The following is a 26,253-nucleotide window of genomic DNA, read 5'->3' on the forward strand; positions in this document are numbered from 1 at the left end:
GCAAATTGATGTTGATCATATTTTACCTTTTTCTCCCGCGTGTGTCATTTTTGCTTCAAATGCCTGTTGACATATGCTCTTCCCTCATAGCATAATGAACAACAAACATAGGATGCTAAAATGACAGAAGACGCAATGAAGAGGAATAGTAAACAGGCAATGGCTGAAAGAGAGTGAAATTCCCGGCTGAAAGATTTCACAGCCCGCTTTCCTGTTGAACCTGCCCTCAGAGCGCTTAGGCAAACCTAAACGTTTCCCGCGTTATGGGACAAGAGCTGAGCATGGATATGCTAATTTAGGTGGTACCGCGAAACCTTTTCGTCCTTTAAGAAGACGGAGAGGTTTTTTGTTTGGTAGAAGGAGGAAACAAGATGAAGCGAATTGGATTTATCGGAGCAGGTTCGATGACCGAAGCGATGATCAAAGGACTTGTCAAAAACGGTTCGGTTGAACCGGGACAGATTGCTGCTACAAATCATTCAAACAGCGCCCGGTTAGAGGAGCTTGAGAAGACATACGGGATTCGCGGCGAATCAGATACAGCAAAAGTCATCGATTTTTCGGATACAGTTGTTTTAGCAATGAAACCGAAGGATGCTGCAAACGGCATTGCCGGCATCAGGCCATACTTAAAAGAAGGACAGCTTTTGATCTCGATTCTTGCCGGCATTCCGATTCATACCATACAGCATTATGCAGGACAGGAACTGCCGATTGTCAGAGCGATGCCAAATACATCGGCATCCATTCAAAAATCAGCTACTGCTTTCGCAGTCAGTCCGCTCGTCTCAAAGGAACAGGTTCGGGAAGCAGCCGATCTTTTTGCAGCGATCGGCAGTGTGACAATCGTTGAAGAGGCCGCTCTCGATGCGGTAACAGCCATTGCAGGAAGCGGTCCGGCTTTTGTTTATCGTTTTGTTGAAGCAATGGAAGCAGCTGCGCGGGAATTGGACCTTGATGAACAGACAGCTAAAAAGCTTATCATCGATATGATGACAGGAGCGGCCAAAATGCTGGAAACCGGAAAAGACCCTTCTTTAATGCGAAGGGACATCACCAGCCCAGGGGGTACGACAGAAGCCGGCATTCGAATTCTTGATGAGCTTCAATTTGAAGAAACCGTGATATCATGCGTGAAAGAAGCGGCTCATCGCTCTGCTGAAATCAGGGAGCAGTTTGCGGTGAAAATATAAAAAAAGCCGGAACAATTTTGATCTTGTTCCGGTTTTTTATGTTCTTTTGGGATAAAGACATATTCGCCCGATCACTGCAGCAATTTGCGAATCGCAAGCTGGAGCAAATCAGGCAGCTGCCCGAATGAAAAAGACACATGGAGCCGCTCTGTCCATTTATGCGGATCTTTGCCGGCGGGGCCGATATTGATGACCGGCACAAACAGCGCGTTCTCCTGTCCGGAAGGCAGTGAATAGCCTTGATTAAACAGCGGCATGTTGGCTGTAAAGGCGTCAACCGACTGTTTTTGCAGCTGGAGATAGCTTAAATCCGAGAGTCCGGGAAAATATTGAACTTCTTTAAATTCAAGCCCGTACCGTTGAGCCGCATATTCTGCAACATCGCCGATCACCGCACGGATGAGCGGGTCATCTTTTGAAGAAACGGCAGGATAAAACGGCGGGCTGTAAAACAAAACGATCAACGGTGCATCTTCCTTGCAGAGCGAGGCCAGTTCAGAAACGATTTTCGTTGAAAAATCCCGGTCTCCAAGCTCCCCTCTGTTGGCGAATGCAAAATTAAGAATGCGCTCCGTCTCAGCCTTGCCGGCCTTTTTTTCGGCCCTGTTCCACAGCTCCTCAAATGTCAGCACAGTGACGCGGCGCTCAATTGGCGTAAATGAGTCAAACCGCTGATAATCGAGTGTTTTATGTTCAATATTCGTTTTGATGTTGATGGCCGCTTTTTTAGCGGTGTCCAACAACATCTTATGAAGCTCCCCAGGCGACCGTTTCATTGTCAGCACATTGAACAGCGACACAGCCGTATGCGGAGTCTGTACAGAGTAGGCCTCCTTCAAATCTTTTTGCATCAGATTGACCGGAGGAGGTGTAACTTCTCCGTCTGCTTCTTCGCAATATCCGGCATTTAATTCAAGAAGCCGGTTAATTTCAGATACCATTAAATTTGCATTTAATCCTGAAAACGGTTCGCCCACATGGGTTTCAATTCCTTTGCAGAAAAAACCGGCCAGCACTTTGCCGATGCTTCCTGAATATACGTACTGCTTCTGATCTCCCGGATATTTTTCAAACATCGGCTCGCAGTTTAAACAAGATGTATAGTGAAGCTCAAACTCTTTTTCCCATGCTTTCAGCACTGGCACCGCCTCAAGCATCCCCTGTGAATTGACCTCTTCATCGGGAACTGATATTAGAAGAAGATTTCCGTCAAATTCTCCGTTCATGGCCCGTTCAAGCATGGAAAACTGAACCGTAAGGCCGGCTTTCATGTCCATGCTTCCTCTTCCAAACAGCCAATCGCCGCTCTCCAAATCTTTTTTGGCTCGCTCTGGCAGCAATTCTTTTTTTTCAGCTAATGAATCCATTAACTCCACCGGCTTGCATGCCATATGTTTGAATTCCCCGTAGTCTGCCGTATCGACGACATCAAAATGGCTCAGTAAGAGCACTGTATTTTGTTTCGCCTCTTTTTTGACAAGAGCGGTCAAAAAAGAGCGGCCGTCTTTCATCGGATGAAGTTTTAAATGCTCAGGATGTTTTTGAAAGTAAGTACAATCCTTTAATAAATAGTACATATACTCCGCAAGCGCTACTTCCCCGACTGTACCTGATATGCTTTCATATTGAATGAGAGAAATTAACAGCTGCTTTAATTCTTCTTCTGTCTGCCACTTCACGAAGCAAGCCCCCCTCGTTCCCTGTGATGTATTCCATATCATATTTTGCCAAAAATAGAATATGAATGGTTTTATTGTACTGAAGATTCTTTCTTTTGAGAATGACTTGAGCAGTTTATATGACGAGAATGGTCATAATTGGTATAATCGATTCGAAAACTTACGGGAGGCGAAAGAGATTGAGCAATCGAAAACTATTTTCACCATGGAGTTTAAAAGGAGTTACACTAAAAAACCGGATCGTGATGTCGCCAATGTGTATGTATTCCTCCCACGAAAAGGATGGAAAAGTGCAGCCGTTCCATATGACGCACTACATATCACGCGCTATCGGACAAGTCGGGCTGATCATGGTTGAAGCCACCGCTGTCACGCCTGAAGGAAGAATTTCCGATCAGGATCTGGGGATCTGGGATGACGGACATATTGAAGGCCTGGCAGCTTTAACATCGCAAATTAAGCCTTACGGCAGCAAAACGGCGATTCAATTGGCCCACGCCGGAAGAAAAGCCGAAGTGAAAGGCGCAATCTACGGCCCTTCAGCAATTCCTTTTGACGAAAACGCGAGGACGCCAGTTGAAATGACATTAGAAGACATACAAGATACTGTTCAGGCATTCAAAAAAGGTGCTGAACGGGCGAAAAAAGCAGGCTTTGATATCATCGAAATTCACGGAGCGCATGGATATTTGATCAACGAATTTTTATCCCCGCTTTCCAACCGGCGCGAAGATGAATACGGCGGCTCACCGGAAAACCGCTACCGCCTGCTCCGCGAAGTGATCGACGCGGTAAAAGAAGTCTGGGACGGGCCTTTATTCGTACGGGTTTCAGCTTCTGACTATCAAACAAACGGCCTTGATGTTGCCGACTATGTCGGTTTCGGCAAATGGATGAAAGAACAAGGCGTTGATTTGATCGATGTCAGCTCCGGTGCAGTTGTGCCTGCAGACATCAATGTGTTCCCGGGATACCAAGTCGGCTTCGCCGATACGATCCGCGCACAAGCCGACATTCAAACAGGCGCGGTCGGATTAATCACGAACGGATTGCAGGCTGAAGAAATCCTTCAAAATGGACGGGCAGACCTCATATTTGTAGCAAGAGAGCTGCTAAGAGATCCGTATTGGCCAAAAACGGCCGCCAAACAGCTGAATACAGAAATCGAAGGGCCTGTTCAGTACAGCAGAGCCTGGTAGTTTTCCTTTTCAAATATCCCGTCTGTTGACGGGATATTTTCTTTTTTTATCTTGAGAGAAACGATTTGCCTTATTTATGCGTCTTCCCTAATAGAACACCATATACAGAGAGAGGATGACCTCCATGAATCCAGCTTTAATGGAAAGAACATATACAGTTGAAGGGTGTACATTTTATACAAAACATAGAAAAGGAAACAAGTGCGCAACGATTATCTTTGAAGCAGGCTATGGTTTCTCTTCAGATACGTGGCAGCCCATTTTACCTGATATAGACGAAGATCTCGGCCTTTTTGCATATGATCGTGCCGGGCTCGGAAACAGCGGGCCGAGCGGTGAAAAAAGAACGGCGGATCAAATGGTCAAGGAATTAAAAGCGCTCCTGGAAGCAGCTGACATAACCCCCCCTTACCTGTTTGTCGCCCATTCGTTCGGCGCCGTCATTGCAAGGCTGTTTGCAAGCCGATACCATGATGACATCATCGGCATGGTGCTGCTTGATCCCGCTTGTGAAGATCAGGAGCAGAAAGTGCTGCCGCTCCTGCCGGAAAAAGCGCAGGAGGATTATTACAAACAGTTTTCTCTCGAAGCTTCGCATGAAGAATTTAAGCAAAGCTTGAAAAGGCTGAAGCAAGAGGAGAAGCACCTAGGCGCCGCTCCTTTGCTTGTCCTCTCGGCAGGGAGACGGTCGGCAGCAATGAAAAACGCCCATCATGAATGGCTGAAGCTGCACAGCAGACTGCTGTCGCTTTCTCATCAAAGCGGCTGGATTCAGGCGAAAAACAGCTCACATTTGATCCACTTTGACGAACCTCATATCGTGCAGCTCGCGATTTATGATGTGTGGTATGCTGCACAGCAGCACGGGTTTGTCTATCAAACAGCCAACTAAAATAAAAAAAGCCAGCAGATTGTCGACTGCCGGCTTTTTTATTATTTGGTTTCACGATGAATCGTGTATTTTTTCAGACGCGGAGAATATTTTTTCAATTCAAGCCGGTCTGGGTTCGTGCGCTTATTCTTTGTCGTAATATAATTACGATCTCCTGTTTCAGTACATGCCAATGTAATTTTAACTCTCATGCTGATCCTCCTCAATAAAGCGTAATCATTACGTTTTATTATACAGGACCATGGCACATTGTCAACAAAAAAAGCTTCTTATATTCCTCAAACGGAACAAGAAGCTTCTTTCACCGCTTATCTTCTTTTCACTTCATACTCATAAAAATCATAGGCTGCCGTACTGTTTGGAAAAATCTCTTTTGCTTCATTGCTTAATTCATTCACGCTTTCTCCCTGGTACCTCGCACTGATATGAGTCAAAATCAGCTTTTGGACACAGGCTTCTTTAGCCGTTTCGGCCGCCTGCTCCGCTGTGCTGTGAAAATAATCGCCAGCAAGCTCCCGATCGCCCTTGGCAAATGTCGCTTCATGCACAAGGACATCTGCTTCTTCCGCCAGCACTTTGACATTCTCACATTGCTTCGTATCTCCGGAAAAGGCAACAACACGTCCCTTTTTCGGCGGACCGATAAAATCTGAACCGTTAATCGTCCGGCCGTCTTCCAATGTCACCGTTTCGCCGTCTTTCAGCTTTTGATAAACCGGGCCTGGAGAAACCCCAATCTCTTTTAGTGCATCAGCATAAAGAGCGCCGGGAATATCCTTTTCCTGCACCCGATAGCCAAAAGCCGATATTCCGTGTGACACGGGTTTAGCCGTTACGATAAACTGATCATCTTCAAAGACTGTTCCCTCTTCAATCTCCTCAATGGCCAATGGATAAGTGACATGTGTTCCCGTCAAATCAAGCGCCGTTTCAAGATATGTTTTGATTCCTTTCGGCCCATAGACGGTCAGACGGCTTTCCCCTCCTTGAAAAGAGCGGCTGCTGACCAGTCCCGGAAGCCCGTACACATGGTCGCCGTGAAGATGGGTGATGAAGATTTTCTCGATTTTCCTCGGTTTAATGGATGTATGTAATATTTGATGCTGTGTGGCTTCCCCGCAGTCAAACAGCCAAACAGACCGTCTTTCCTCTAAAAGTTTCAGTGCGACAGATGTAACATTCCTCGTTTTTGCAGGAATACCTGCCCCCGTTCCTAAAAATAATAATTCCAATATCCTTTCCTCCTGTAGCTGATCAAACATCTTACTACAAGCATACAGGAAGTCTGAAAAAAAAGAAATGCAGGCCTTTCAGAGCAGTATTCAATCCCAGCTTAAGTCAAATGCCCCGTCTATTTTCGGTAATCTTTTCATATGAAATAATCTCAAATGTTTGCTTTAAAGGACTATTAGCTTTAAAATGAAGAAAATAAACTTATGCTCGAATAAAGTGAGGTACGTTTAGTTGAGAAAAGATCAAATGGAACCAAAAGCAGTTATCGTTATATTTGGCGCAACAGGGGATTTGGCAAAACGAAAACTATATCCATCAATCCACAGGCTTTACGAAAATGATCAAATCGGCAATGAATTCGCTGTCGTCGGAGTGGGAAGACGGCCTTGGACAAATGAAGATTTTCGCGATACCGTCCAACAATCGATTTCAAAGTTTCCGTTAAACGAGAAGGATGTGGATGAGTTTACATCTCACTTTTACTACCATCCTTTCGATGTGACTAATCCAGGTTCTTATCAAGAATTGAACGGACTTTTGGAAAAACTTGAAAGTACATATCATATCCCGAATAATCGGATGTTTTATTTGGCGATGGCTCCTGAATTCTTCGGGACAATTGCTAAGTTTTTAAAGTCGGAAGGCGTCACTTCCACAAGCGGCTGGTCAAGGCTTGTCATTGAAAAGCCGTTCGGCCACGATCTGCCAAGTGCAAAGGCACTGAACCAAGAAATTCGCGAAGCCTTCACAGAAAATCAGATTTATCGAATTGACCACTACTTAGGCAAGCAAATGGTTCAAAACATCGAAGTCATCCGCTTTGCCAATGCGATTTTCGAGCCGCTTTGGACAAACCGCTATATCTCGAATATTCAAATTACATCAAGCGAAGATTTAGGTGTTGAAGACCGGGCGAGATACTATGAAAAATCAGGTGCGCTTAGGGACATGGTCCAAAACCATATCCTGCAGATGGTGGCGCTGCTTGCGATGGAGCCGCCGATCAAACTGAACACCGAAGAAATCCGCAGCGAAAAAGTAAAGGTGCTTAGAGCCCTCCGCCCTATTCAAAAGGATGAGGTTGACCAATATTTCGTGCGCGGACAGTACGATGCAGGGGTTATGGATGAAAAACAGGTTCCCGCCTATCGCGATGAACAAAATGTCGCCGAGGATTCAAATACGGAAACTTTTGTTGCCGGAAAGCTGCTGATTGACAACTTCCGTTGGGCAGGAGTGCCGTTCTATATCCGAACAGGAAAACGCATGAAGAAAAAATCAACGCAAATCGTCGTGCAGTTTAAAGACATTCCGATGAATCTCTACTACGGAAACGGTAATACGATGCATCCTAACCTTTTGGTGATTCATATCCAGCCGGATGAAGGTATCACTCTTCATTTAAATGCGAGAAAGCTTGGAGGCGGCACATTTGCTCAGCCGATTAAGCTGGACTACTGCCATAACTGCGGAGACGGAATCAACACGCCTGAAGCTTATGAAAAACTGATTTTGGACTGTTTGCACGGTGATGCAACGAACTTTGCACATTGGGATGAAGTCGCCCTCTCCTGGAGCTTTGTTGATGCGATTTCACAAAATTGGGAGCGGCATAAAACACTCTCCCCTAACTATGAAGCAGGTTCCATGGGGCCTAAAGCTTCTGACGATCTTCTTGCAAAAGACGGCTTTCAGTGGTGGCCGCTTTAATCTCAAAAACAGCCTTCAAAGAAATTTCTTTGAAGGCTGTTTTTATTTACGCTTTTAAAGCCGAGATTTCTTCCGGGCGGCTTCTGTCCCGCTTCCACATCAGCTGAAGCACGAACAGAAGAACGAACATCCCGAGTCCAATTATATCCGTGTATCCTTCAGGATAAATCAGCAAGAGACCGCTAAGAGCCGCCAGTATTCTTTCAAACCAAAACACTTTTCTCATCCAGAAACCGATCATCCCCGCCCCGATGGCGATCATTCCCGACAATGCGGTAAAGATCACCCAGATGATTTCGTACCAGTGCGCATCTATCATGAGCAGCTCCGGAGACAAAACGAAAATATACGGGATGATGAAGGCAGCAATGGCCAGCTTGGCAGAATTGATTCCCGTCCTGATCGGCTCTCCTCCTGCAACACCTGCAGCGGCAAAAGCAGCCAAGGCAACAGGCGGGGTGATATCTGCCACAATTCCAAAATAAAACACAAACAAGTGGGCCGAAAGATCCGGCACATTCAGCAAGATCAGCGCAGGCGCGGCAATCGTGGATGTGATGACATAGTTCGCCGTCGTCGGCGATCCCATTCCGAGAATCAGAGCGGCAATCATCGTCAAGAAAAGCGAAGGCAGTAAAGCGCCGCCCGCCAAATCCAACAGTCCGTTAGCCAGCTTAAGCCCGAGCCCTGTCTTTGTTACGACGCCGACGATGATGCCGGCCGCAGCGGTTGCCGCCGCAACCGAAAGCGCCATTCTCGCCCCTTCTGCCAAAGCGAGCACAATCCCTTTGAGCCCCAGTCTTGTTTCTTTGTTGAAAAAGCCGACAATAATGGCCAAAACGATGGAATACAGCGCGGCATGCATGACGATGACTCCCGACATTAACAGCAAAACGACTGAAATGATCGGAAGCAAAAGATAAATCTTTTTGAATACTTCCTTCCGATTCGGCATCTCTTCTTTCGAAAGTCCCCTTAATCCGAGACGCTTTGCTTCAAAATGCGTCATAATCCAGATTCCTGTAAAGTAAAGGACGGCCGGAATCATCGCCGCTTTTGCAATGTCCCAATACGTAATCCCGCCGCCGATGAATTCCACCATTAAAAAGGCGGCCGCACCCATAATCGGCGGCATCAGCTGTCCGCCTGTTGAAGCGGACGCTTCGACGGCACCGGCAAATTCCTTTTTATAGCCCAGTTTTTTCATCATCGGAATCGTAAACGATCCGGAAGTCACCACATTGGCAACAGAGCTGCCGCTGATCGTTCCTTGCAGAGCGCTGGAAAAGATCGCCACCTTTGCAGGCCCCCCGGTGCTCCGTCCTGCGATGGCAACGGCAAGATCATTAAAATATTGTCCCACACCGGTTCTCACAAGAAAAGCGCCGAACAAAATAAACAGAAAGATGAAGGTCGAGGAAACAGCAAGCGGCGTTCCCAAAATACCTTCTGTCGTAAAATACATCGTCTGCACGAGCCTTTCCAGTGAAAGGCCGTTGTGAGACAGAAAGCCGGGCAGATAAGCGCCGTATAGTCCATAAAGAAGGAACAAGCCGGCTATGATCGTAATCGGCAGGCCGACCGCTCTTCTTGTCGCTTCCAATACAAGCAGGACAGCCAGCAGACCGACATAAAAGTCATTAGTTGTAATCAGGCCGATCCCGCCTGCAATCGTTTCATAATTGATGACCCAGTAAGCGCCGACGCCAGCCCCTAAAACGGCTAATATCACATCATACCAGGCCACTTTAAACTTTCCGGTTTTTCGCAGGCTCTTTGTCGCCGGAAACAATAAAAAAATCAGACCGAGCGCAAATCCTAAATGAACGGACCTTTGGATTTGTGCTGGTAAAACTCCGAAAATGGCTGTATATAATTGAAACAATGAAAAAGCGAGCAGCCCTATAAACGCAATAACCCCGGCAAATCCCTTCAGCTTTCTCGCTCCTGCCTCTGGATCATATTTTTCCAGAAGCTCCTGCTGCTCTTTTTCCGAAAATTCGAGGCCGTGTTCCTTTTGCTCAGCCATCTATCTTCACTCCCCTCAATTGTTGCAAGACATTGATTTTTAGCACGGACATCCTTGTCCAAGACCCAGGGCGGATATACCGCTTTAATTCATATACGTCGCCGTTGTATCTGATTCGGTGGTTCGCCCTTACTCTTCCGATTCTCATATCGATATATGGAAACGTCCGCTTCATATTGAAAATGGTATATATACCATCTTTGATGACGAGCTGTTCCCCTTCTTCTGCGTTTGCCGGCATTCCGACTGCCGGATCATGGTAGCTCAGAGCCGTTTGCTTAATCATCTGATTTTCCCGCACGTACGATTCGATCACTTTTGTCTTATGGATAGAATGCGTATAGATCACATCAAAGTTTTTCTTCTTTTGGAGGGGAAGAAAAGCGATAACATCACCGCTGTCTTCTTTCATGAACACAACGGCCGGTTGATAAGGGATCAGACACGCCGCAAACAACATGATGATCAACACTAAAGCACACAGCCATTTCACCAGTTTAAATTTCCCCATTTTTTCCATATCCCCTGCCGAACAGAAAAACGATAGACCGAAGTTTTCTGGCAACGGTCTATCGATTTCCGGGCTTATTCATTAGTAAAACGGTCCACGGTTTACGATTTTTCTATCCCTTTTTCTTTGTAATACTTGGCGGCTCCCGGATGAATGTCGATATCGCCCAATCCTTCAAGAGCTGTTTCAGGTTTAATAAACTCGCCTTTTGCATGATTGATTTTATCAGCTTCAAACAGCCCTTTTGTCATCTTATAGACCGTGTCTTCATCCAGCTTGTCGGTTGCAACAAGCATCGCTTTTACCGCCACTGTGCTGATATCTTTGTCAATGCCGTAAGTTCCGCTTTTGATCGTATCCTGAGCGTAAAACGGGTACTTTTCCATCAGCTCTTTCTGTTTGTCTTCTTCAATGCTTAAGATCTTGATTTTATTTTGTGCAGAAAGCCCCTCAACAGCGCCAGTAGGCGTTCCGGCTGTAATGAAGGCAGCATCGATCGCACCTGATTGAATGCCGTCAGTTGATTCTTCAAACGATAGATTTTGCGGTTTGATGTCGTCAAAGCTGAGCCCGTGAACCTCCAAAATTTGCTTGGCATTGATATTAACCCCTGCTCCGGCAGCGCCCACGGAAACCGTTTTCCCTTTTAAATCTTCAATCGAGTTAATCCCGCTTTTTTCCGTTGTCACAATCTGCACCGTTTCAGGATACAAAGCGGCGATTGCCTTGATTCCGTCAATTTTTTCTTTGAACATCTCCTTGCCTTCGATGGCATAAGTTGCAATATCGGTCTGAGAAAAAGCGACTTCAGCTTCTCCTTTTTGAAGAGTGGCCATATTTTCGGCCGAAGCCCCGGTTGTCTGCGTCGTAAATTGGTCGCCTGTCGCATCTTCCCAAAGATTCGCAAACTGGCCGCCAAGCGGGTAATATGTACCGCCAGTTCCGCCTGTAAGCAGACTGTAGTTTCCTGATCCTTTTGACGCAGAACCGCCGTCCTTATCACTTGATGCATTGTTGCTTCCGCACGCAGCCATCCCCATGACGAGAGTCAGCATCAATGCCATCCCTGATAAGCCTTTCCACTTTTTCATTCATTTTCCCCCTTTTCTTGTTGGACAAATAACAATTCTATCGTACCATGAAAAATGTATGAATTGTCAATATATTCTTTTATTTCTAATTGTTTAGTTAATTTTATGTGTGTCCGGTTCTTAATATGCCATGCCCTCGGAAAATCCGTTCACCGGGCTATGCTCGTCCACCAGCTGCAAAGTCGATGATTGTAACACAAGGGGGACACGAAAAATGGCAATACGACGGGGATAAAAGGAGGAGTGAATTGAAGTCAACGCCTGCTGCTGCACGAGCTGGATCAACCGGACGTATACCAGCTGGTCCCCTCTCATAGTCGAATGTTAACTCACGCTGCGGGGTATATTGAGTGCTTTGTTACTCGGACGAAATGACATGACGAAGTATCCGATCATTGGCTTTAAAAAAGCTGCACCGTCTTGAAAAAAGTCGAAGTGGGAAATGACACGATTGTCAACAACTCAACATAAAGAAGCACGCCAAAAATGAGCATCCGCCTCCAAAAAAAGAGGAAGATGCTCATTCAGAACATGATCACTTTGAATGTGAAATAAATGAAAAGTGCAATAAAAATTTTTTTGCATTTCGCATGGTAAATAAAAAAAGTTTTTAATCTCACTCAAAAGAGAAATGAAAATATCAAACATTTTTCAAGAAAGGTAAATCACTTAAAAATGAATACTCGTCCCAACCTTATTTTCAATAGCCTTTTGGTAAAAATATTTAGCTACCACAATATCCACAACAGCTAATCCAACTGATTTAAACACAGTGATTTCTTGATCACTGACTCTTCCATTGCATTCTCCGCTTACAATTTGCCCAAGCTCTCCATAGATGTCGCTAGGCTTAAAAACGCCTTCGATTATCGGAACTTGTAAATCACCAGTCTCTTCTAATGCTGCTTCTCTGGATTCCACTACGACTTTATCGGCTAGAGACATGACATGAGATGGTAACTCTTGCATTGCTGGTCTAAATGAACCTACTGCATTGACATGGACCCCCTGTTTTAATGGCTCTGAAAAAACCGGTGTTGAAGAGTTTGTTGTCGTTACAATAATGTCAGCTTCGCGTACTGCTTCATTTGGATCTGAATAGACTCGTACTCGTTTATTAAATTTGTTTTTAATATATTCATTAAATTCTTGTGCTTTTTGTTCTGTTCGGTTATAAAGTGAAACCTCTTCAATGTCTCGAACAGAAAGTACAGCTTCAACCAGACCTTTTGCTTGCTCTCCTGTACCGATAATACATAACTTTTTTGAATCTTGACGGGATAAATATTTCGTTGCTACACCTGATAAGGCGCCTGTTCTCATCATCGTTAAATAAGAGCCTTCCAAAAGAGCGATTGGTTCTCCTGTTTTGAAGTCTGACAGCATCACAACACCATTTATGGTTTTCTTCCCTAAGTTCTTATTATGAGGAGCTACGGTTACTACTTTTAATCCAAGGGTCCCGAGCTCTTCAGCCACAGAAGGCATGACTAATGCAGTATTTTGACCACGATCAAACTGTAATGCGGCGCGAATCGGTGTAATTGTTCTCTCTTCTGAAAATTCTTTCAATGCGACAGCAGCGCATTCAATGATCTCATTCATATTGACTAAACTTTTTTGTTCATCAGTGTTTAAGATTAACATGCTTTTTCATCCTTTCCTGCAGACATCATAGATATAGGGGAATTGTGGAAGACTCATTCCCGTCACAACAGTTATTTTGTTTCTGGATTTTCCTAATATGTTTTGTGTATTCATTACGATCACTGCTTTACATTGAGATTGAATCTGTCATACCGGAGTGGTTCAATTGGAATCGATGTATCATGTTCATTGATCATTTCTGAAATTACTTTACCTGTAATCGCCGCTAAACTTATGCCATCCCCTTCATGTCCCGCTGCTATATAAAACCCCGGCACCTTTTCAACATGTGAAATGATGGGAAGGTGGTCAGCAGTCCACGGCCGTAATCCTGCGTATGTTCTTATCACCGTCATATCGGCAATTTTAGGGTAAAAACGCACAGCTCTTTTTGCGATACATTTCATTACTTCATGATTCACTTTTGTGTCATATCCATTAAATTGACGACTGCTGCCAATTAAAAAGTTTTGGCTTTCGGTAGGCTCGAAAACCAATGCAACTCCGTATTGATCAGTTAATGGATCTACTTTCCTCTCCCCGCCAAATTTTGAAATGAGGTAGCCAAATTCCATGACATTTCTTAATCCAACAGGCTGTTGTCTAGACGCAACAATGATCTGACCTTTACGCGGTTTTATTGGAATGTCTATATTTAACATCTCTCCAATAAACGGAGCCCATACCCCGCATGCATTGACAACCTTATTCGCTGTAAAGGTTCCGTTATTTGTCTCAATGACAAATTGATTGACTTGATTTTTATAAAGATGTCTCACTTCCGTATTCGTATGTATTTTCGCACCCAATTGTTTGGCACGATGAATCATCGAATATGTGAGCATATAGGGATTGACGATAGAATCAGTCCTGCACTCAAGCCCGCCTGGGAGATCGTCTGAAAAGTAAGCAGATTCATTGCGCAGGTCTTCCCGATCCAACATTCGAAAATCCAGGCCTGCATCTTGTTGTTGCTGGACCCATTTTTGTGCAGCTTCCATTTCCGTTTCGTTTTCACAAACTAAAACACTGCCAGGGTTCCGATATTCAAATGGGATATCAAGCTCCTGACTTAATTCATGCACCAATTGTTGGCTTTGCAGAGCCATTTGACTATCAAAACCTGGATCTTTATCCACTGCTAAAATATTTCCATCGCATTTAGAGGATGTTCCACTCGCCAATTCATGCTTTTCGAGAACCGTTATATCTAAACCGGATGTTGAGCAGTAGTAAGCGATCGATGAACCGATAATTCCCCCTCCGATGACAACAACATCGCGATGAAATGTGCTATTCATATTACTCCTCCTCGTATGTTCAATCAACTGGACTTTCTTTTATTAGATTGATAAGCTTCCCATTGCTGCAAGATTTTCTTTCTTCCTACCTCTATTTCCGGATGGAATTGTATATATGCGCTATTCCTGATCTGTTCGGTCATTTTAATAGAATCTTGAATCTTCATATCCAACCCTTTCATTCCGGAACGGCGCGCAATTGATAAACCTGCCGTTTTTCCCTGTGCAGCAGCAACCTTTGCTCCTTCAATACCCGTAATGTTTCCTGCAACATACAGTCCTTCTAGAGGGGTTTCCATCCGTTCATTATGTAAAGGAACATAGCCTCCCAATTCTTCCACTAAATAAAATGGACAGCCTGCAACTGCTGCTAATTCAGCTAATGGGTATAAACCTCCGGCAATACAAACGAAATCCACTTGAATCTGTTCCTCACTGCCATAAACGACTTCTCCATCAGCATTAATGGTTGCTAATGTAACGCCTTCCACTTCATTCTCACCATAAATTTCGATGACGGCTTTTCGCAGTTGAATGGGAATACCCCACATCTTCACTCCTTTTTTAGGGTATAACTGAACGCCCAGTTTTTTCATAAAATCATTCTTCATGAATTTGCTGCCATACCGAACAAATGGAGACGGAGCCATATGGGATACATGAAGAAGTGAATCCATTACTTCTCTTGGTTGACCAGCACCCTTTGTCATACGGTTCATCTTTGGTAAAGTAAGACAAGCTATTTCTACGCCAGCTAGTTGTAATTCCATCGCAATAGCAGCCGAGAGAACATTAACACCGATCATCACCCCACGTTCTCCGGGCTTGACCCGATGAACATTTGTCATGACCTGTGCGGCGCCAACCGACATAACGCCGGGTAATGTCCAACCAGGTACAGGTAGAGGAGATTCGGCAGCACCGGTTGCTAATATCAAATGATTGGTATAAAATGTTTGTTTTTCTGTATAAACAACCCATCGCCCATTTGATTTTTCGATATGATTTACCGCTATATTTAAATGAAACTTCACGCCAAGCTTCACTGCTTTTTCATATAATGTAGTTGATTCTTTAATCCCATTCCACCAGGATCCATTCGGTTCTTCATAAAGCTGTCCGAGCAACCTGCCGCCAGCTCTCATATATTCATCAATGACGACAACATCTATTCCATTTTCTGCACAAGCCACTGCCGCTGTTAAACCTGCAGGTCCGGCGCCTATAATAATCGCATTATCCATTTTCCAGTCCTCCATCTTCTTTACTGGCTGGTTGTAGTTGGCCGCTACTTTCGACAACCATTCCCTCTTTAAGAGGTGTAAGACATGCCCGTATACCCTGTTGACCATCTACCGACACTCTACACTCGTAACAATGGCCAATATTACAATAAATACCTCTTGGCGACCCGCTCTTTTCATGGTATCGAAGCGTGCGAATTCCATTGGCTAAAAGTGCCGCAGCCAATGATTCATTTTCCAGCCCTTTATAGACCTTATGATTAAATGTGAAGGAAACATAATGATCATCCTCAATTTTTCCGAGTATAGGGTGGTCTAAGATTCTGCGCGTCATTGATCTTTCCCTCCTAAATTTTTGAAGCTAATCGGTCGTATAGGCGGCTGATATTTCAATGATACACATGTCGGATTTGGCTCATTCGCTGCCGCCGCTATTTGATCTACAATATTCCGGCATGATCTTCCGCCACAATAGCCCATGCCTGCCCTAGTACGAAGCTTTAATTCCCGAGCCGAACATTTATACCTGGCAGCTGTATTCTCCAATTCCTTATAACTTACTTCTTCACACCTGCATATGATCATTTCATCTTCTTTCACTGGAAACACCTCAATTTCTACTTTATGAATACGGGATGAAACTGAAATGATAGTTAGACAGTTACAATGTTAAAGGAACCATATCAGGAAACTTCTTCATTCCCTATATCAAGCTTTCTTTCTTCTGATTTATTCAAAATAGCGATAATCATACCGATAACAGCTCCAATCAGTCCAGTCATGATCCATCCCGCCCCAATATTAAACAGTGGAATGAAGGAAAAAGAATGACTAATAAAATCTGCAAACACATTTGCTTCTTTTAAAGCATCTAACAGTGCGACAAATCCACTCCCAATAATTGAACCTATATATACGGATTGAAAACCTTTAAATAGATTATTGATAAAGGAAAGAATAATTAACGTAATCGCTATTGGATATAAAAGAAGCAGAATTGGCGACGCTAACTCAAGTATTGTATTCAAACCAAAATTGGTAATGATTAAACTAATAACAGCTAATAGTATGACCCATTTTTTATAAGAAATATTTGGATAGATTCTATTAAAATATTCTGCTACTGATGATAAGCACGCTATGTTTGTTGTGATTCCGGTTAAAAATATAACAGTACCTATCAAGAATATTCCGACATATCCAAATAAATGGATAGCACTTTTTCCTAACACTTCTCCGCCATTGCTCGCATATCCAATGGCATCAACACTCGATGCTCCTATCCAAGCTAAAGATAACTGCAAGAGCACCAAACCAACTACAGTTATCATTCCTGCTTTCATAAAAACAATGGATATTTCTTTTTTCCCTTCAACTCCCACATTTTTAATCGACTTAATAAAAATTCCTCCGAATGTAAACGCGGCAAGAACATCCATTGTATAATATCCTTGAACAAACCCCTTAAAAAACGTATCTTGTGTATACGGTTCTCTGGGTTCACCAAAGCTCCCCATTGGGGTCATAAATGACTTAACGATTAAGATCATTAAAAGCGTAACAAATATAGGCGTTATCATTTTACCCAACCTATCTACAAACTTACTTGGGTTAAGAGAAAGTACAACAGTCATTAGAATAAAGAGAAAAGAAAACAGAAATAAGAAAACATAATTTGACTGAGTCATCTCAGTGATGATTGGATCTACCGATATTTCATAAACGACTGATGTCGTTCTTGGAATGACGTAGATTGGTCCTAAAGTTAAAAAAAGGGCGATCGAAAATAACATACCGAACTTTGGATGTACTCTTGCAGCAAGGTTCTCTACCGTACCTCCCGATATGGCTAATGCGATAATGGCTAATAAGACAAGTCCGACACCTGTGACCAAAAATCCTGACATCGCAATCCACGTGTTCGTTCCTGCAAGTTGACCGACCATTGGTGCAAATATGGTGTTACCAGCCCCGAGAAACATCGCCAATAACATAAGACCGACAGCAATAAGTTTTCCTGCCGACAAAGTATTTTTCATTTAAAGTCCCCCTTATCATGTAAAGAACCTCTCTCTACGTATTCATCCGTTCTCCCTTTGTAATCGCTTTTAATTCGATGCAGATACTAAAATAAAAACGGTTAGCCACCCCAGTGATACCCTATCTGCGGTATTACAACATTTTGCAAACGCCTGAGCGAAAAAATCCAAGAATTGAATGGACACTGCAGTCAACATCTAAAAATTTAAGTGACAATTAAATTTTAGGCTAAAAATAAGATATATATATATAATGAAGAACTCTAATTAGATAACTTCACCTCCCTAGGGTACATATATTAAAACGAATTCAATATTTTAAGTGTCACTTAAATTTTAAGCGTTGATGTTATTATACTTTTCATTTTCTAAAAATTCAATCATTTTATGATTTTCTTAAAGCTGAACTTTGGTCCAGTCGTTTTTAAAAATGAGACAGCTTCACTTCCCCAGGTTAATATGTTAAAATTAAGAATAATTAAAAATTAATTCTTTTAAGTGAAACTTAAATTTTAAAATGAAACACATGATTTCATTTCATCACTAAACCCTTAACCATAAAGGTTTTTCAGAAGCCTTGTTTGATATAAGAGTCATTCATTTAACCCGGATCTTCTCTCATATTTAACATCAGCGTATTTCATATTATTTTTATTTTTTGGGGGTAAAAAATGGATTCAGATTTAGGAAATTTAATAAAAAGGCTCCGCAAAGAGAAAAAAATGACATTGAAGGAAGTCTCTGAAAAAACAGGCTTATCGATCAGCTTCTTGTCCCAAGTAGAACGTTCTCTTTGTTCCATTACGTTACTCTCCTTACGAAAAATATCTGAAGCTCTTGGGGTCAGTCCCAGTTATTTCTTTCCTGACACTATACAAATCGACAAAGACATGATTAGAAGAGCAACTGACAGACAAATTGAACATAAGACGTCCTTTACGTATTCAGATCTATCTGGCAATGTATCGAATCCCTTGTTTGTGCCCATTTTAGTTACCTTATTGCCAGGAGATAAAAAAGGCACACCTTTTTCTCATGAAGGACAGGAATTTATTTACGTCATCGAAGGCACTATGACCATCATTTTTGATGACGTAGAATACGATCTTTTCCCCGGGGACAGCATTCATATAGAATCAACCAAACCTCACAACTGGTTTAACAAAACAGACAAACCTGCTAATTTTTTATTTATTAGTGCAGCTGCCTCTCGTGATTGATTCCATATTTTAACAATCGTCTTATATAGAAGAGGCAGTACACAATAAAATGGAAAAGGATCGTTTTAAAAAAAGCGATCCTTTTCCATTTTAGACACACTTTCGGCTATGCAACACGCCTTTCGCCCTGCATTCTTGCAGGTTTTTCATTTCCGAATATGAACGCTTGAAAACACAAACTTATCATAGCGATGCCTTGCAAATGAATATTCAAACGGCTCTCCGGTATTAAAAAAAGCGACCTGTTCGACTTCAAGCACCGGGTCGTCAGCAGCACATTCCAAATACTTCCGGTCCAGCTCTGTCGGTTTATCCGCCCTGATTGTCCGGTGGGAGCCGGCGATTGTCAATTTTAACGTTTCCGTGATATGCCGATAGACAGAGCCATGGAGAACTTCTTCATTTAATTCTGAAATGACATTTGCAGGCATGTATGTTTCTTCAATGACATACGGTTCACCTTCGACTTTCCGAAGCCTGATGATGTGATACACTGGCACAGTCTTTTCAATCGATAATCGTTTTGCCACCTCATCTGGCGGAAATTCAACATCAAATTGAATGATATGGCTGTCGATTTGTTTGTTGGCGAGAAGCTTTGTCAGCCCAATGTTTTCGCGGTCCGTCACGCTGACGGGTACATTTTGAATGGACGACTTGACAATGAATGTGCCGTGTCCCCGTTTGCGGTACAGCATGCCTTCAGAAACGAGAATATCAAGGGCTCTTTTCATCGTCATTCTGCTGCATGAAAATTCTTTGGCGAGAGAAAGCTCATCAGGTATGGGCTGGTCTATCGGATAATATTCTCCCTGAATCCGCTTCCTCATTTCATTTGAAATATATTCGTATTTTCTCATGTTTTAACCACCATTACTAAGGATTCTGTTTTATGTCAGCACTTTCTTTACTATTATATCGGTTTCCAATGGGAAATAAAAAGATGGCCCATAAGACCATCTCTTTAACATGTATGTTGATTCTAAATCCCTAGCGGTGAAAGCTTAAAAACCGTTGTTTTCCGTCACACGCTTAAACCAATAGCCGCTCTTTTTGATGGTCCGCTCGCCATTTTGATCAAGATTGACAGACACAAACCCGTAGCGGTTTTTATAGGCGTTCGTCCATGACCAGTTGTCCATGAAAGTCCACAGATGATAGCCTTTAACATTTGAACCTTCCTGAATGGCCTTGTGCACCCATTTTAAATGCTCGCTAATAAACGCAATCCGGTAATCATCGTGGATCATGCCGTCCTCGCCGCGAAAACGCTCCTCTCCTTCAACCCCCATTCCGTTCTCAGAAATAAAGCATTCTATATTGCCGTAGTTGTTTTTGACATTCATCAAAATATCATAAATGCCTTTTTCATAAATCTCCCATCCGCGGTGGCGGTTCATTTTTCTGCCCGGCATTTCATAATCGTCAAAGAAACGCTCAGGCATAAAAGGCGCATCTGGATGCGGCAGATGTTCTTTTGCTTTTACCCGCCTCGGCTGGTAATAGTTGATCCCGAGAAGATCAACCGTATTCTCTTTGATCACCTCTAAGTCGTCCTGTTCCATGGCAGGCATGTATCCTTCGTCTTTTAAAATATCGGTTAAGAGTCGAGGAAACACCCCTTTCACGGCCGGGTCGAGGAATGATTTGTTAAAGAAAGCGTCCGCTATTTCGGAGGCTTTCACATCAGCCGGATGCTGGCTTCTCGGATAGGATGGCGTTAAATTTAGAATAATGCCGATTTTCCCGTTCCCGCCAAGCTTCCGATAGGCTTCGATTGCTTTGGCGTTTGATAAGATTTCGTGGTAGGCAACCTGCACAGCTTTTTGAAAATCCACTTCGTTCGGATAATGAAAATCGTATAAATAGCCGCCTTCTGCCGGAACGATCGGCTCATTATGGGTAAACCATTTTTTAACCCGATCTCCGTACAGACGGAAGCAGGCTTCAGCGTATGAAACAAAATGATCAACCACTTTCCGGTTTTCCCAGCCGCCGATTTCCTGAAGCGCCATCGGCATATCAAAATGATAAAGGTTAATAAAAGGCTCGATTCCAGCCGCCAGCAGCTCATCAATGACATGATTGTAAAATGACGCGCCTTCCTTGTTTAACTCATCATTTCCTTCCGGAAACAGCCTTGACCATGAAATTGAAAACCGGAAAGTATTGTGGCCAAGCTCCTTCATCAGCTGAATATCTTCTCTATAAGTCTCGTAAAAACGCGAAGTCTTCTCTGGGCCCACCCCGTCAAAAAACCGGTTTGGTTCTTTTTCATACCAGTGGTCCCAAATATTTTTTCCTTTTCCTCCTTCGTCCGCCGCCCCTTCGGTTTGAGTCGCGGAAGCTGCCGATCCCCACCAGAAGCTTTTTGGAAAGCAGTATTGAATCTGCTCAGTTTTCAGTTCTGTTTTTGTCATGTCATCAGTCTCCTTTTACAAACCTATCGTCGTCTTATTTTGTTCAGATGTATTGAGCTCCTGTTCTTTTTTCATATTCATGCGGTCGATGAATTTCAAAAACGGGAACCATATCGTAAAGACAACGGCTAAATTGAAAATCTGCAAGATTCCGCCGGCAAGCGAATTGGTGGCCATCATGCCGCTGATAAAAATCGGCACTGTCCATGGAATCGTGACACCGGTAGGCGGCGGGACGAGGCCGGAGGCCATGGCAAAATACGTGATCAGTGTGACGATCATCGGCGAGATGACCCACGGAATGAAAATCAGCGGATTCATAACGATCGGCAGCCCGAAGATAATCGGTTCGTTTACATTGAAAATGCCCGGAGCCGCACCAAGTTTCGCCACCTGCTTCATCTGCTTGCTTCTCATAAACAATAGGATCGCAACGATGACGGCCAGCGTCATCCCGGTGCCGCCCATTCCGACGGTGTAAACCTCCATAAACTGTTTATTGATGATGTGCGGCACTTCACCTGTTGCTGTATAGCTGTTCAAATTTTCAATAGACAGCGTATTCCAGATCGGGTCCATGACAGAGTTGATGATAATTTGCCCGTGCAGTCCGAAAAACCATAGCAGCTGTGTAAAGAATATCGCGACCAAAGTCGGAATAATACCGCTTCCAAGACCGACAAGCGGAGCCTGCACGAGGGTGTAGATCAAGTCATGCATATTTGTACTGAATACCTGGGTGATCAAGATGTTGATCATCAAGTAGACTGAGAGCGTCATCACCGCCGGAATCAGTGCGGCAAATGATTTTGAAACCGCAGGTGGAACACCCGCCGGCATTTTAATCGTATAATTTTTCTGGACAAAAAATCTGAATATCTCGGCCGATGTAAAGGCCGTCATCATTCCGAGAAACATCCCTTTCGCGCCGAGCCGGTCAATGGGAATGACATTTGAAACCACTTCCCCGCCTTCACCGTTTAAAACAAACGGTGTCAAAAGGAGGAATGATGCCAGCGCGACGACTCCTCCGAAAACCGCCTCGACTTTATAGTGTTTTGACAAATAATACCCAATCCCGAATACGACGAACACCGACATGATATTGATCGTGGCATTCGGCGCTATGCTTAAAATGGACTGAAAATTTTCAAGCGCCGATTTGCTCATCATTTTATTGAGAAACGGCAAATTTGTTAATACAACGATAATCGATCCAAAAATCGTCAGCGGAAATGCCAGCATAAACGCATCTCTAAGCACGCCTAAATACCGATTGTTATTCAGCTTTCCGGCAATCGGAACCAAAAGATTGCTCAGTTTTTCAAACATCGTCACTTATCCCCCTTCTATTCTGGCAATGCAGCCCTCATAGATTTTTCTCTTTGAAAATCCCCAATAATTCACATACGAGTTCCTTCATCGTAAGCGTTGACATGAGATGGTCTTCCGCATGCATCAGAAGCAAAGAAAAGTCGTTTTTCTCCCCGCCCGCTTCTTTTTGGATCATTTGAAAATGAATGTCGTGGGACTGCCGCAAGTCTTCTTCAGCCTGAACGAGCAGCTCCTCTGCTTTCTGTACACTGCCGGCCCGGTATTCCCTGAGGGACTGGATGACTTTGCTGCGGGCATTTCCGCTGTGGAGAATCAGCTGAAAACATACTTGTTCGCCTGTCAATTCACCAAACGCTGTTTTTTCCATCACAGTCAATCCCCCATCAGGCTTAATGCCTGCTCATATGCTTTCTTGCCGTCTGCCATTCCATATGCCACCATATCAATCACATCAACCTGAATTCCGTATTCTTGCGCTTCCTTTTGCATTTCGCTTTTCAAAAAGCTCATTTGCGGCCCTATTAACACCACATGCGCTTCTTCCATTTCTTTTTTGGCCTGGTCTTGTCCGACCGCCCAAATTTTCACCTCATCGCCAATCGATTTGGCGTATTCCTCCATTTTGGTAACAAGGAGGCTTGTCGACATTCCTGAACTGCATGCCAATAAAATTTTCTTCATGATGATGAAATCTCCTTTCTTTTTTAAAAGCGCTTTCAATAACTATTATTATATCTTTTTATTTTTAAATGTCTAGACATTTAAAAATAAATGTTTGTATTTATTTCGAACCATAAAAAAACCCTCTCATTTGAGAGGGGTTTTAAAAGAGTTAACGGGCATATTTTTTAAACAAACGGACTGCTTCTTTCGGCACATAAAATGTTCCGTTGCTTTCTACAATCACACTGTCTAATTCATAGTCTTTCCCTTTTATCTTGATGATGTTTTTATTGACCGGCATCTCTGCTTTTATGTTTTTGCGCGCTGCAACCAGCACTGGATTTGCAGGATCTTTTTTATCGATTGTCACACGGGCTCCGGCTTTTTGAAATGCCTTCTCTGCATCCATAAACAATTCGCTTGTTAATTTGTCTAGATGAAAGCCCATTGCCTTCGCCATCGTTTTGGCGATGTCGGTATTGTCAAGAAGTCCCTGCGGTTTTTTCGGTCCATAGGAGTAAAGGAAGACATCTTCCCCTGTATGGCCGCCTGTTGTAAAGCCTAGATTCGCCCGGTTAGCAAGCAGTTTGCTAAATACGGAAGCTGCCGCTTTTTTGTCTTTCACGTCTTTAAGCTGTTCCTTTTCTGATGCTGTTAAATGGTCAAGACCATAGAGCTGTGCGGCTTCTTCTATATTTGATAAATCATCTTTTAATTTGCCTGTTGCACCTTCCAGCGTCATTTTCGCTTTTTTAAGCGGATCAATATATGCCGATACAGGTGTTTGATCATATCCTTTTGTCGTATTGCTGTTGCCGATCGATATGCCGCTGTTGCCATGGTCAGCGACGGCAATGACCATTGTGTTTTTGTCTTTTTTGGCATATTCCAATGCCTCTTTCACCGCATCATCAAATGCCAGGACATCGCTAATGATGCCGATCGGATCATTTTGATGGGCTGCCCAATCCGGTTTGCTTCCTTCCACGAATAAGAAGAAACCGTCTTTATCCTTTGACAGCGTCTGAATCGATTTTTTCGTCATGTCTGCCAGTGTCGGCTGTTCGGGATTCGTCGTGCCGCGGTCCATATCATAAGCGAGATCGCGCTGAGAGAAAGCCCCCCAGATTTTTTTCGATTTTGACTGATTCAGATCGCGTTTTGTTTCAACGAAATCATATTTTTTGTCTTTAATCACTTTTACGAGGTCTTCATGATCTTTGCGGCTTTTTTCATTCGTTCCGGGCAGAAGCGATTCTTTTCCTCCGCCGAGCACAACATCCATGTTCTGATAAACCTGCTGTTCGCCCAGTACTTCAAAATTATTTCGATTCATATGATGGCCGGAATAGGCCGCAGGTGTCGCATGCTGAATTTCCGATGTTGCGATAAGCCCGGTCGCTCTGCCTGTCTGCTTCGCTCCCTCCAACACATTTGCGACAGGACGGAAATGATCTTCCTTGCTGACTGGATCTGCTCCCGGTGAATTGACCACTGATGGCAGTACACCGACATAAGATGAGTTCGATTTGCGTCCCGTTGCCATTGCCGTTCCGGCTGGCGCTGAATCTGTGATCGCCGATTCAGCCGAAAACGTTCTGACGCCCCCAGTGACAATCTGATCCAATGCAAGAGGTTCGCCTTTGTACCAGCGTGCCAAAGTTGTTGCCGTGGAGCTTGTTCCGTCCATCACCATCATGATCACGTTTTTGACTTTTTTATCTTCCTTTTTTTTCGCCGTCTCCATCGCTGCGCTGCCTGTTCCCACTGATCCTAATGCCACAGCGCCCGCCAAGGTAAAGCCGATGATCCTGTTGCGAATAAAACTCATCATGTACTCCCTCCAAAAACCTGCTTTTTTGTTGACAAGCCTACACTATCACTGCAATGTAAACAGGACTTTTACCGTCTATTAATCTTATGTAAATTTTTATGTCCTATGATGAAAAGAAGGCTTCACGCCTTCTTTACCATTACCCTTTTCCAGCTTGAAAGCCCGGATATTGTGTCATTCCGCCGTCCACATATAGTGTCAGCCCAGTAACATAGCTCGCTTCCTCCGAGGCCAGCCAGGCTGCACATGCTGCGACTTCTTCCGGTTTTCCGATATAGCCGATTGGAATCAGTTCAATCACGCCTTTTTTTAATTCGGGGTCCGCGAACTTTTCAGCGTTAATCGGCGTATCGATTGCACCAGGCCCGATGGCGTTTACCCGAATGCCTTTCGGAGCGTATTCAAGGGCTAGTGTTTCCGTCAATAATTTGGCGCCGCCTTTGCTTGCCGCATAATGGACAAAGTGAGGCCACGGAATCTCCTGATGAACGGATGACATATTGATCACAGATCCTTTTATGTCATGCTCAAGCATATAAGAAATCGCTTCCCGACAGCACAGAAACATACCGGTTAGATTTGTTGAAATGACACGGTTCCAATCTTCCAAGGATAAATCTTCCGAAGGGACTTCATTTTCTACGCCAGCATTATTGACCATGACATCAACTGAACCGAATGTATCAACCGCTTTGTCAATAAGCGCTTTCACATCCCCTTCCTTTGAAACGTCTCCTTGAATGGCAACCGCACGGGAACCGCCATTTTCTATTTCTTTAACCGTTTCCTCTGGATTTTCTTCTTCTTTAAAATAATTGATCACAACATTGGCTTTTTCCGCTCCGAAGCGCAGTGCCATCGCTTTTCCAAGACCTGTGCCCGCCCCTGTGATGACAACCGTTTTTCCCTCTAAATTTGGATACATCGTATTGATTCCTCCTTTTAACGCTTTTGCTTTGATAGGTTTCCACAGATTGGTTTAAAGCATGCATTCGGGAGAGCATCAAAAAAAC

General features: G+C 43.7%; 24 protein-coding genes and 1 other annotated feature. Of the genes, 5 read left to right on the forward strand and 19 right to left on the reverse strand.

The genetic code is table 11. The annotated features are described in order from the left end of the window. Nucleotides 1-126 precede the first annotated feature (126 nt). Nucleotides 127-329, forward strand: a binding site (T-box leader). A 42-nt stretch (nt 330-371) separates the two neighbouring features. Further along, nucleotides 372-1,193, forward strand: a complete 822-nt coding sequence (proC, locus tag RBH91_RS13675) for a pyrroline-5-carboxylate reductase (protein WP_307891931.1) — start codon at nt 372-374, stop codon at nt 1,191-1,193. 71 nt (nt 1,194-1,264) lie between these two features. Here the strand turns inward: proC and RBH91_RS13680 are convergent, their stop codons facing one another. Next, nucleotides 1,265-2,872 carry a M20/M25/M40 family metallo-hydrolase gene (locus RBH91_RS13680; RefSeq protein ID WP_307891932.1) on the reverse strand — a complete coding sequence of 536 codons (1,608 nt, stop codon included), beginning with the start codon at nt 2,870-2,872 and terminating at the stop codon, nt 1,265-1,267. Between the two features lie 128 nt (nt 2,873-3,000). Between RBH91_RS13680 and namA the strand changes: the two genes are divergently transcribed. Both namA and RBH91_RS13690 read left to right on the forward strand, forming a co-directional pair. After that, complete coding sequence (gene namA / locus RBH91_RS13685; protein WP_307894750.1) at nt 3,001-4,071, forward strand: NADPH dehydrogenase NamA; 1,071 nt, start codon at nt 3,001-3,003, stop codon at nt 4,069-4,071. A 124-nt stretch (nt 4,072-4,195) separates the two neighbouring features. Continuing rightward, complete coding sequence (locus RBH91_RS13690) at nt 4,196-4,963, forward strand: alpha/beta fold hydrolase (RefSeq protein ID WP_307891933.1); 768 nt, start codon at nt 4,196-4,198, stop codon at nt 4,961-4,963. 41 nt (nt 4,964-5,004) lie between these two features. Here the strand turns inward: RBH91_RS13690 and rpmG are convergent, their stop codons facing one another. Together rpmG and rnz are read right to left on the reverse strand one after the other, a co-directional pair. Then, a complete protein-coding gene (gene rpmG, locus RBH91_RS13695) occupies nt 5,005-5,154 on the reverse strand; it encodes a 50S ribosomal protein L33 (protein WP_046132377.1) in 150 nt (49 codons plus the stop codon). 117 nt (nt 5,155-5,271) lie between these two features. Then, nucleotides 5,272-6,195, reverse strand: coding sequence for a ribonuclease Z (rnz, locus tag RBH91_RS13700; RefSeq protein ID WP_307891934.1), 924 nt, complete (start codon nt 6,193-6,195; stop codon nt 5,272-5,274). Nucleotides 6,196-6,442: 247 nt separating this feature from the next. Here rnz and zwf point away from each other — a divergent pair, with 247 nt between their 5' ends. Continuing rightward, nucleotides 6,443-7,906, forward strand: a complete 1,464-nt coding sequence (gene zwf / locus RBH91_RS13705) for a glucose-6-phosphate dehydrogenase (RefSeq protein ID WP_076761949.1) — start codon at nt 6,443-6,445, stop codon at nt 7,904-7,906. 46 nt (nt 7,907-7,952) lie between these two features. Here zwf and RBH91_RS13710 read toward each other — a convergent pair whose 3' ends face one another. From RBH91_RS13710 to brnQ, 9 genes are all read right to left on the reverse strand, one after another. Then, complete coding sequence (locus tag RBH91_RS13710) at nt 7,953-9,935, reverse strand: TRAP transporter permease (protein WP_307891935.1); 1,983 nt, start codon at nt 9,933-9,935, stop codon at nt 7,953-7,955. Continuing rightward, on the reverse strand, nt 9,928-10,446 hold the full coding sequence (locus RBH91_RS13715; RefSeq protein ID WP_307891936.1) for a DUF1850 domain-containing protein: 519 nt from the start codon (nt 10,444-10,446) through the stop codon (nt 9,928-9,930). Before RBH91_RS13715 ends, RBH91_RS13710 begins: the two co-directional genes overlap by 8 nt. Before the next feature lie 101 nt (nt 10,447-10,547). Next, complete coding sequence (locus RBH91_RS13720) at nt 10,548-11,537, reverse strand: TAXI family TRAP transporter solute-binding subunit (protein WP_307891937.1); 990 nt, start codon at nt 11,535-11,537, stop codon at nt 10,548-10,550. Nucleotides 11,538-12,206: 669 nt separating this feature from the next. After that, nucleotides 12,207-13,184: an ornithine cyclodeaminase family protein gene (locus RBH91_RS13725; RefSeq protein ID WP_307891938.1), complete on the reverse strand. Its 978-nt coding sequence runs from the start codon at nt 13,182-13,184 to the stop codon at nt 12,207-12,209. A gap of 119 nt (nt 13,185-13,303) precedes the next feature. Further along, nucleotides 13,304-14,485, reverse strand: coding sequence for an NAD(P)/FAD-dependent oxidoreductase (locus RBH91_RS13730; RefSeq protein ID WP_307891939.1), 1,182 nt, complete (start codon nt 14,483-14,485; stop codon nt 13,304-13,306). Between the two features lie 23 nt (nt 14,486-14,508). Next, nucleotides 14,509-15,729, reverse strand: a complete 1,221-nt coding sequence (locus tag RBH91_RS13735) for an NAD(P)/FAD-dependent oxidoreductase (protein WP_307891940.1) — start codon at nt 15,727-15,729, stop codon at nt 14,509-14,511. Beyond that, on the reverse strand, nt 15,722-16,063 hold the full coding sequence (locus tag RBH91_RS13740) for a (2Fe-2S)-binding protein (RefSeq protein WP_076761774.1): 342 nt from the start codon (nt 16,061-16,063) through the stop codon (nt 15,722-15,724). The genes RBH91_RS13735 and RBH91_RS13740 overlap by 8 nt, the downstream gene beginning before the upstream one ends. Next, complete coding sequence (locus RBH91_RS13745; RefSeq protein WP_307894751.1) at nt 16,060-16,314, reverse strand: (2Fe-2S)-binding protein; 255 nt, start codon at nt 16,312-16,314, stop codon at nt 16,060-16,062. The genes RBH91_RS13740 and RBH91_RS13745 overlap by 4 nt, the downstream gene beginning before the upstream one ends. A gap of 98 nt (nt 16,315-16,412) precedes the next feature. Beyond that, the gene (gene brnQ / locus RBH91_RS13750) at nt 16,413-17,768 is read right to left on the reverse strand and encodes a branched-chain amino acid transport system II carrier protein (RefSeq protein WP_307891941.1); all 1,356 of its coding nucleotides are present in this window, start codon (nt 17,766-17,768) and stop codon (nt 16,413-16,415) included. A 671-nt stretch (nt 17,769-18,439) separates the two neighbouring features. Between brnQ and RBH91_RS13755 the strand changes: the two genes are divergently transcribed. Continuing rightward, nucleotides 18,440-18,988 (forward strand): helix-turn-helix domain-containing protein, encoded by a 549-nt coding sequence (locus tag RBH91_RS13755; RefSeq protein WP_307891942.1) that lies wholly within the window; start codon nt 18,440-18,442, stop codon nt 18,986-18,988. A 146-nt stretch (nt 18,989-19,134) separates the two neighbouring features. Here RBH91_RS13755 and RBH91_RS13760 read toward each other — a convergent pair whose 3' ends face one another. The 7 genes from RBH91_RS13760 to RBH91_RS13790 all read right to left on the reverse strand — a co-directional run bounded on the left by RBH91_RS13760 (nt 19,135) and on the right by RBH91_RS13790 (nt 26,165). Further along, nucleotides 19,135-19,848, reverse strand: a complete 714-nt coding sequence (locus RBH91_RS13760) for a GntR family transcriptional regulator (protein ID WP_076761777.1) — start codon at nt 19,846-19,848, stop codon at nt 19,135-19,137. Nucleotides 19,849-19,992: 144 nt separating this feature from the next. Beyond that, the gene (locus RBH91_RS13765) at nt 19,993-21,408 is read right to left on the reverse strand and encodes a glycoside hydrolase family 1 protein (protein WP_307891943.1); all 1,416 of its coding nucleotides are present in this window, start codon (nt 21,406-21,408) and stop codon (nt 19,993-19,995) included. Between the two features lie 15 nt (nt 21,409-21,423). Next, entirely contained in the window at nt 21,424-22,740 is a 1,317-nt protein-coding gene (gene celB, locus RBH91_RS13770; protein ID WP_076761779.1) for a PTS cellobiose transporter subunit IIC, read from the reverse strand. Between the two features lie 37 nt (nt 22,741-22,777). After that, the gene (locus tag RBH91_RS13775; protein WP_076761951.1) at nt 22,778-23,110 is read right to left on the reverse strand and encodes a PTS sugar transporter subunit IIA; all 333 of its coding nucleotides are present in this window, start codon (nt 23,108-23,110) and stop codon (nt 22,778-22,780) included. 5 nt (nt 23,111-23,115) lie between these two features. Next, nucleotides 23,116-23,424: a PTS sugar transporter subunit IIB gene (locus RBH91_RS13780; protein ID WP_076761952.1), complete on the reverse strand. Its 309-nt coding sequence runs from the start codon at nt 23,422-23,424 to the stop codon at nt 23,116-23,118. Between the two features lie 151 nt (nt 23,425-23,575). Then, nucleotides 23,576-25,237, reverse strand: coding sequence for an alkaline phosphatase (locus tag RBH91_RS13785; protein WP_307891944.1), 1,662 nt, complete (start codon nt 25,235-25,237; stop codon nt 23,576-23,578). A 142-nt stretch (nt 25,238-25,379) separates the two neighbouring features. Further along, complete coding sequence (locus RBH91_RS13790) at nt 25,380-26,165, reverse strand: glucose 1-dehydrogenase (RefSeq protein ID WP_307891945.1); 786 nt, start codon at nt 26,163-26,165, stop codon at nt 25,380-25,382. Nucleotides 26,166-26,253 lie beyond the last annotated feature (88 nt).

It is taken from the genome of Bacillus swezeyi (genome assembly GCF_030908325.1).
GTDB lineage: Bacteria > Bacillota > Bacilli > Bacillales > Bacillaceae > Bacillus > Bacillus swezeyi.

Coding starts and splice junctions, on each gene's coding strand:
- RBH91_RS13720 (WP_307891937.1), bottom strand. CDS start 11,537: ATGAAAAAGTGGAAAGGCTTATCAGGGATGGCATTGATGCTGACTCTC.
- RBH91_RS13730 (WP_307891939.1), bottom strand. CDS start 14,485: ATGAATAGCACATTTCATCGCGATGTTGTTGTCATCGGAGGGGGAATT.
- proC (WP_307891931.1), top strand. CDS start 372: ATGAAGCGAATTGGATTTATCGGAGCAGGTTCGATGACCGAAGCGATG.
- RBH91_RS13785 (WP_307891944.1), bottom strand. CDS start 25,237: ATGAGTTTTATTCGCAACAGGATCATCGGCTTTACCTTGGCGGGCGCT.
- RBH91_RS13780 (WP_076761952.1), bottom strand. CDS start 23,424: ATGAAGAAAATTTTATTGGCATGCAGTTCAGGAATGTCGACAAGCCTC.
- RBH91_RS13740 (WP_076761774.1), bottom strand. CDS start 16,063: ATGACGCGCAGAATCTTAGACCACCCTATACTCGGAAAAATTGAGGAT.
- zwf (WP_076761949.1), top strand. CDS start 6,443: ATGGAACCAAAAGCAGTTATCGTTATATTTGGCGCAACAGGGGATTTG.
- RBH91_RS13790 (WP_307891945.1), bottom strand. CDS start 26,165: ATGTATCCAAATTTAGAGGGAAAAACGGTTGTCATCACAGGGGCGGGC.
- RBH91_RS13775 (WP_076761951.1), bottom strand. CDS start 23,110: ATGGAAAAAACAGCGTTTGGTGAATTGACAGGCGAACAAGTATGTTTT.
- celB (WP_076761779.1), bottom strand. CDS start 22,740: ATGTTTGAAAAACTGAGCAATCTTTTGGTTCCGATTGCCGGAAAGCTG.
- RBH91_RS13745 (WP_307894751.1), bottom strand. CDS start 16,314: ATGATCATATGCAGGTGTGAAGAAGTAAGTTATAAGGAATTGGAGAAT.
- RBH91_RS13715 (WP_307891936.1), bottom strand. CDS start 10,446: ATGGGGAAATTTAAACTGGTGAAATGGCTGTGTGCTTTAGTGTTGATC.
- brnQ (WP_307891941.1), bottom strand. CDS start 17,768: ATGAAAAATACTTTGTCGGCAGGAAAACTTATTGCTGTCGGTCTTATG.
- RBH91_RS13725 (WP_307891938.1), bottom strand. CDS start 13,184: ATGTTAATCTTAAACACTGATGAACAAAAAAGTTTAGTCAATATGAAT.
- RBH91_RS13765 (WP_307891943.1), bottom strand. CDS start 21,408: ATGACAAAAACAGAACTGAAAACTGAGCAGATTCAATACTGCTTTCCA.
- rpmG (WP_046132377.1), bottom strand. CDS start 5,154: ATGAGAGTTAAAATTACATTGGCATGTACTGAAACAGGAGATCGTAAT.
- RBH91_RS13690 (WP_307891933.1), top strand. CDS start 4,196: ATGAATCCAGCTTTAATGGAAAGAACATATACAGTTGAAGGGTGTACA.
- RBH91_RS13710 (WP_307891935.1), bottom strand. CDS start 9,935: ATGGCTGAGCAAAAGGAACACGGCCTCGAATTTTCGGAAAAAGAGCAG.
- namA (WP_307894750.1), top strand. CDS start 3,001: ATGGTCATAATTGGTATAATCGATTCGAAAACTTACGGGAGGCGAAAG.
- RBH91_RS13760 (WP_076761777.1), bottom strand. CDS start 19,848: ATGAGAAAATACGAATATATTTCAAATGAAATGAGGAAGCGGATTCAG.
- RBH91_RS13735 (WP_307891940.1), bottom strand. CDS start 15,729: ATGGATAATGCGATTATTATAGGCGCCGGACCTGCAGGTTTAACAGCG.
- RBH91_RS13755 (WP_307891942.1), top strand. CDS start 18,440: ATGGATTCAGATTTAGGAAATTTAATAAAAAGGCTCCGCAAAGAGAAA.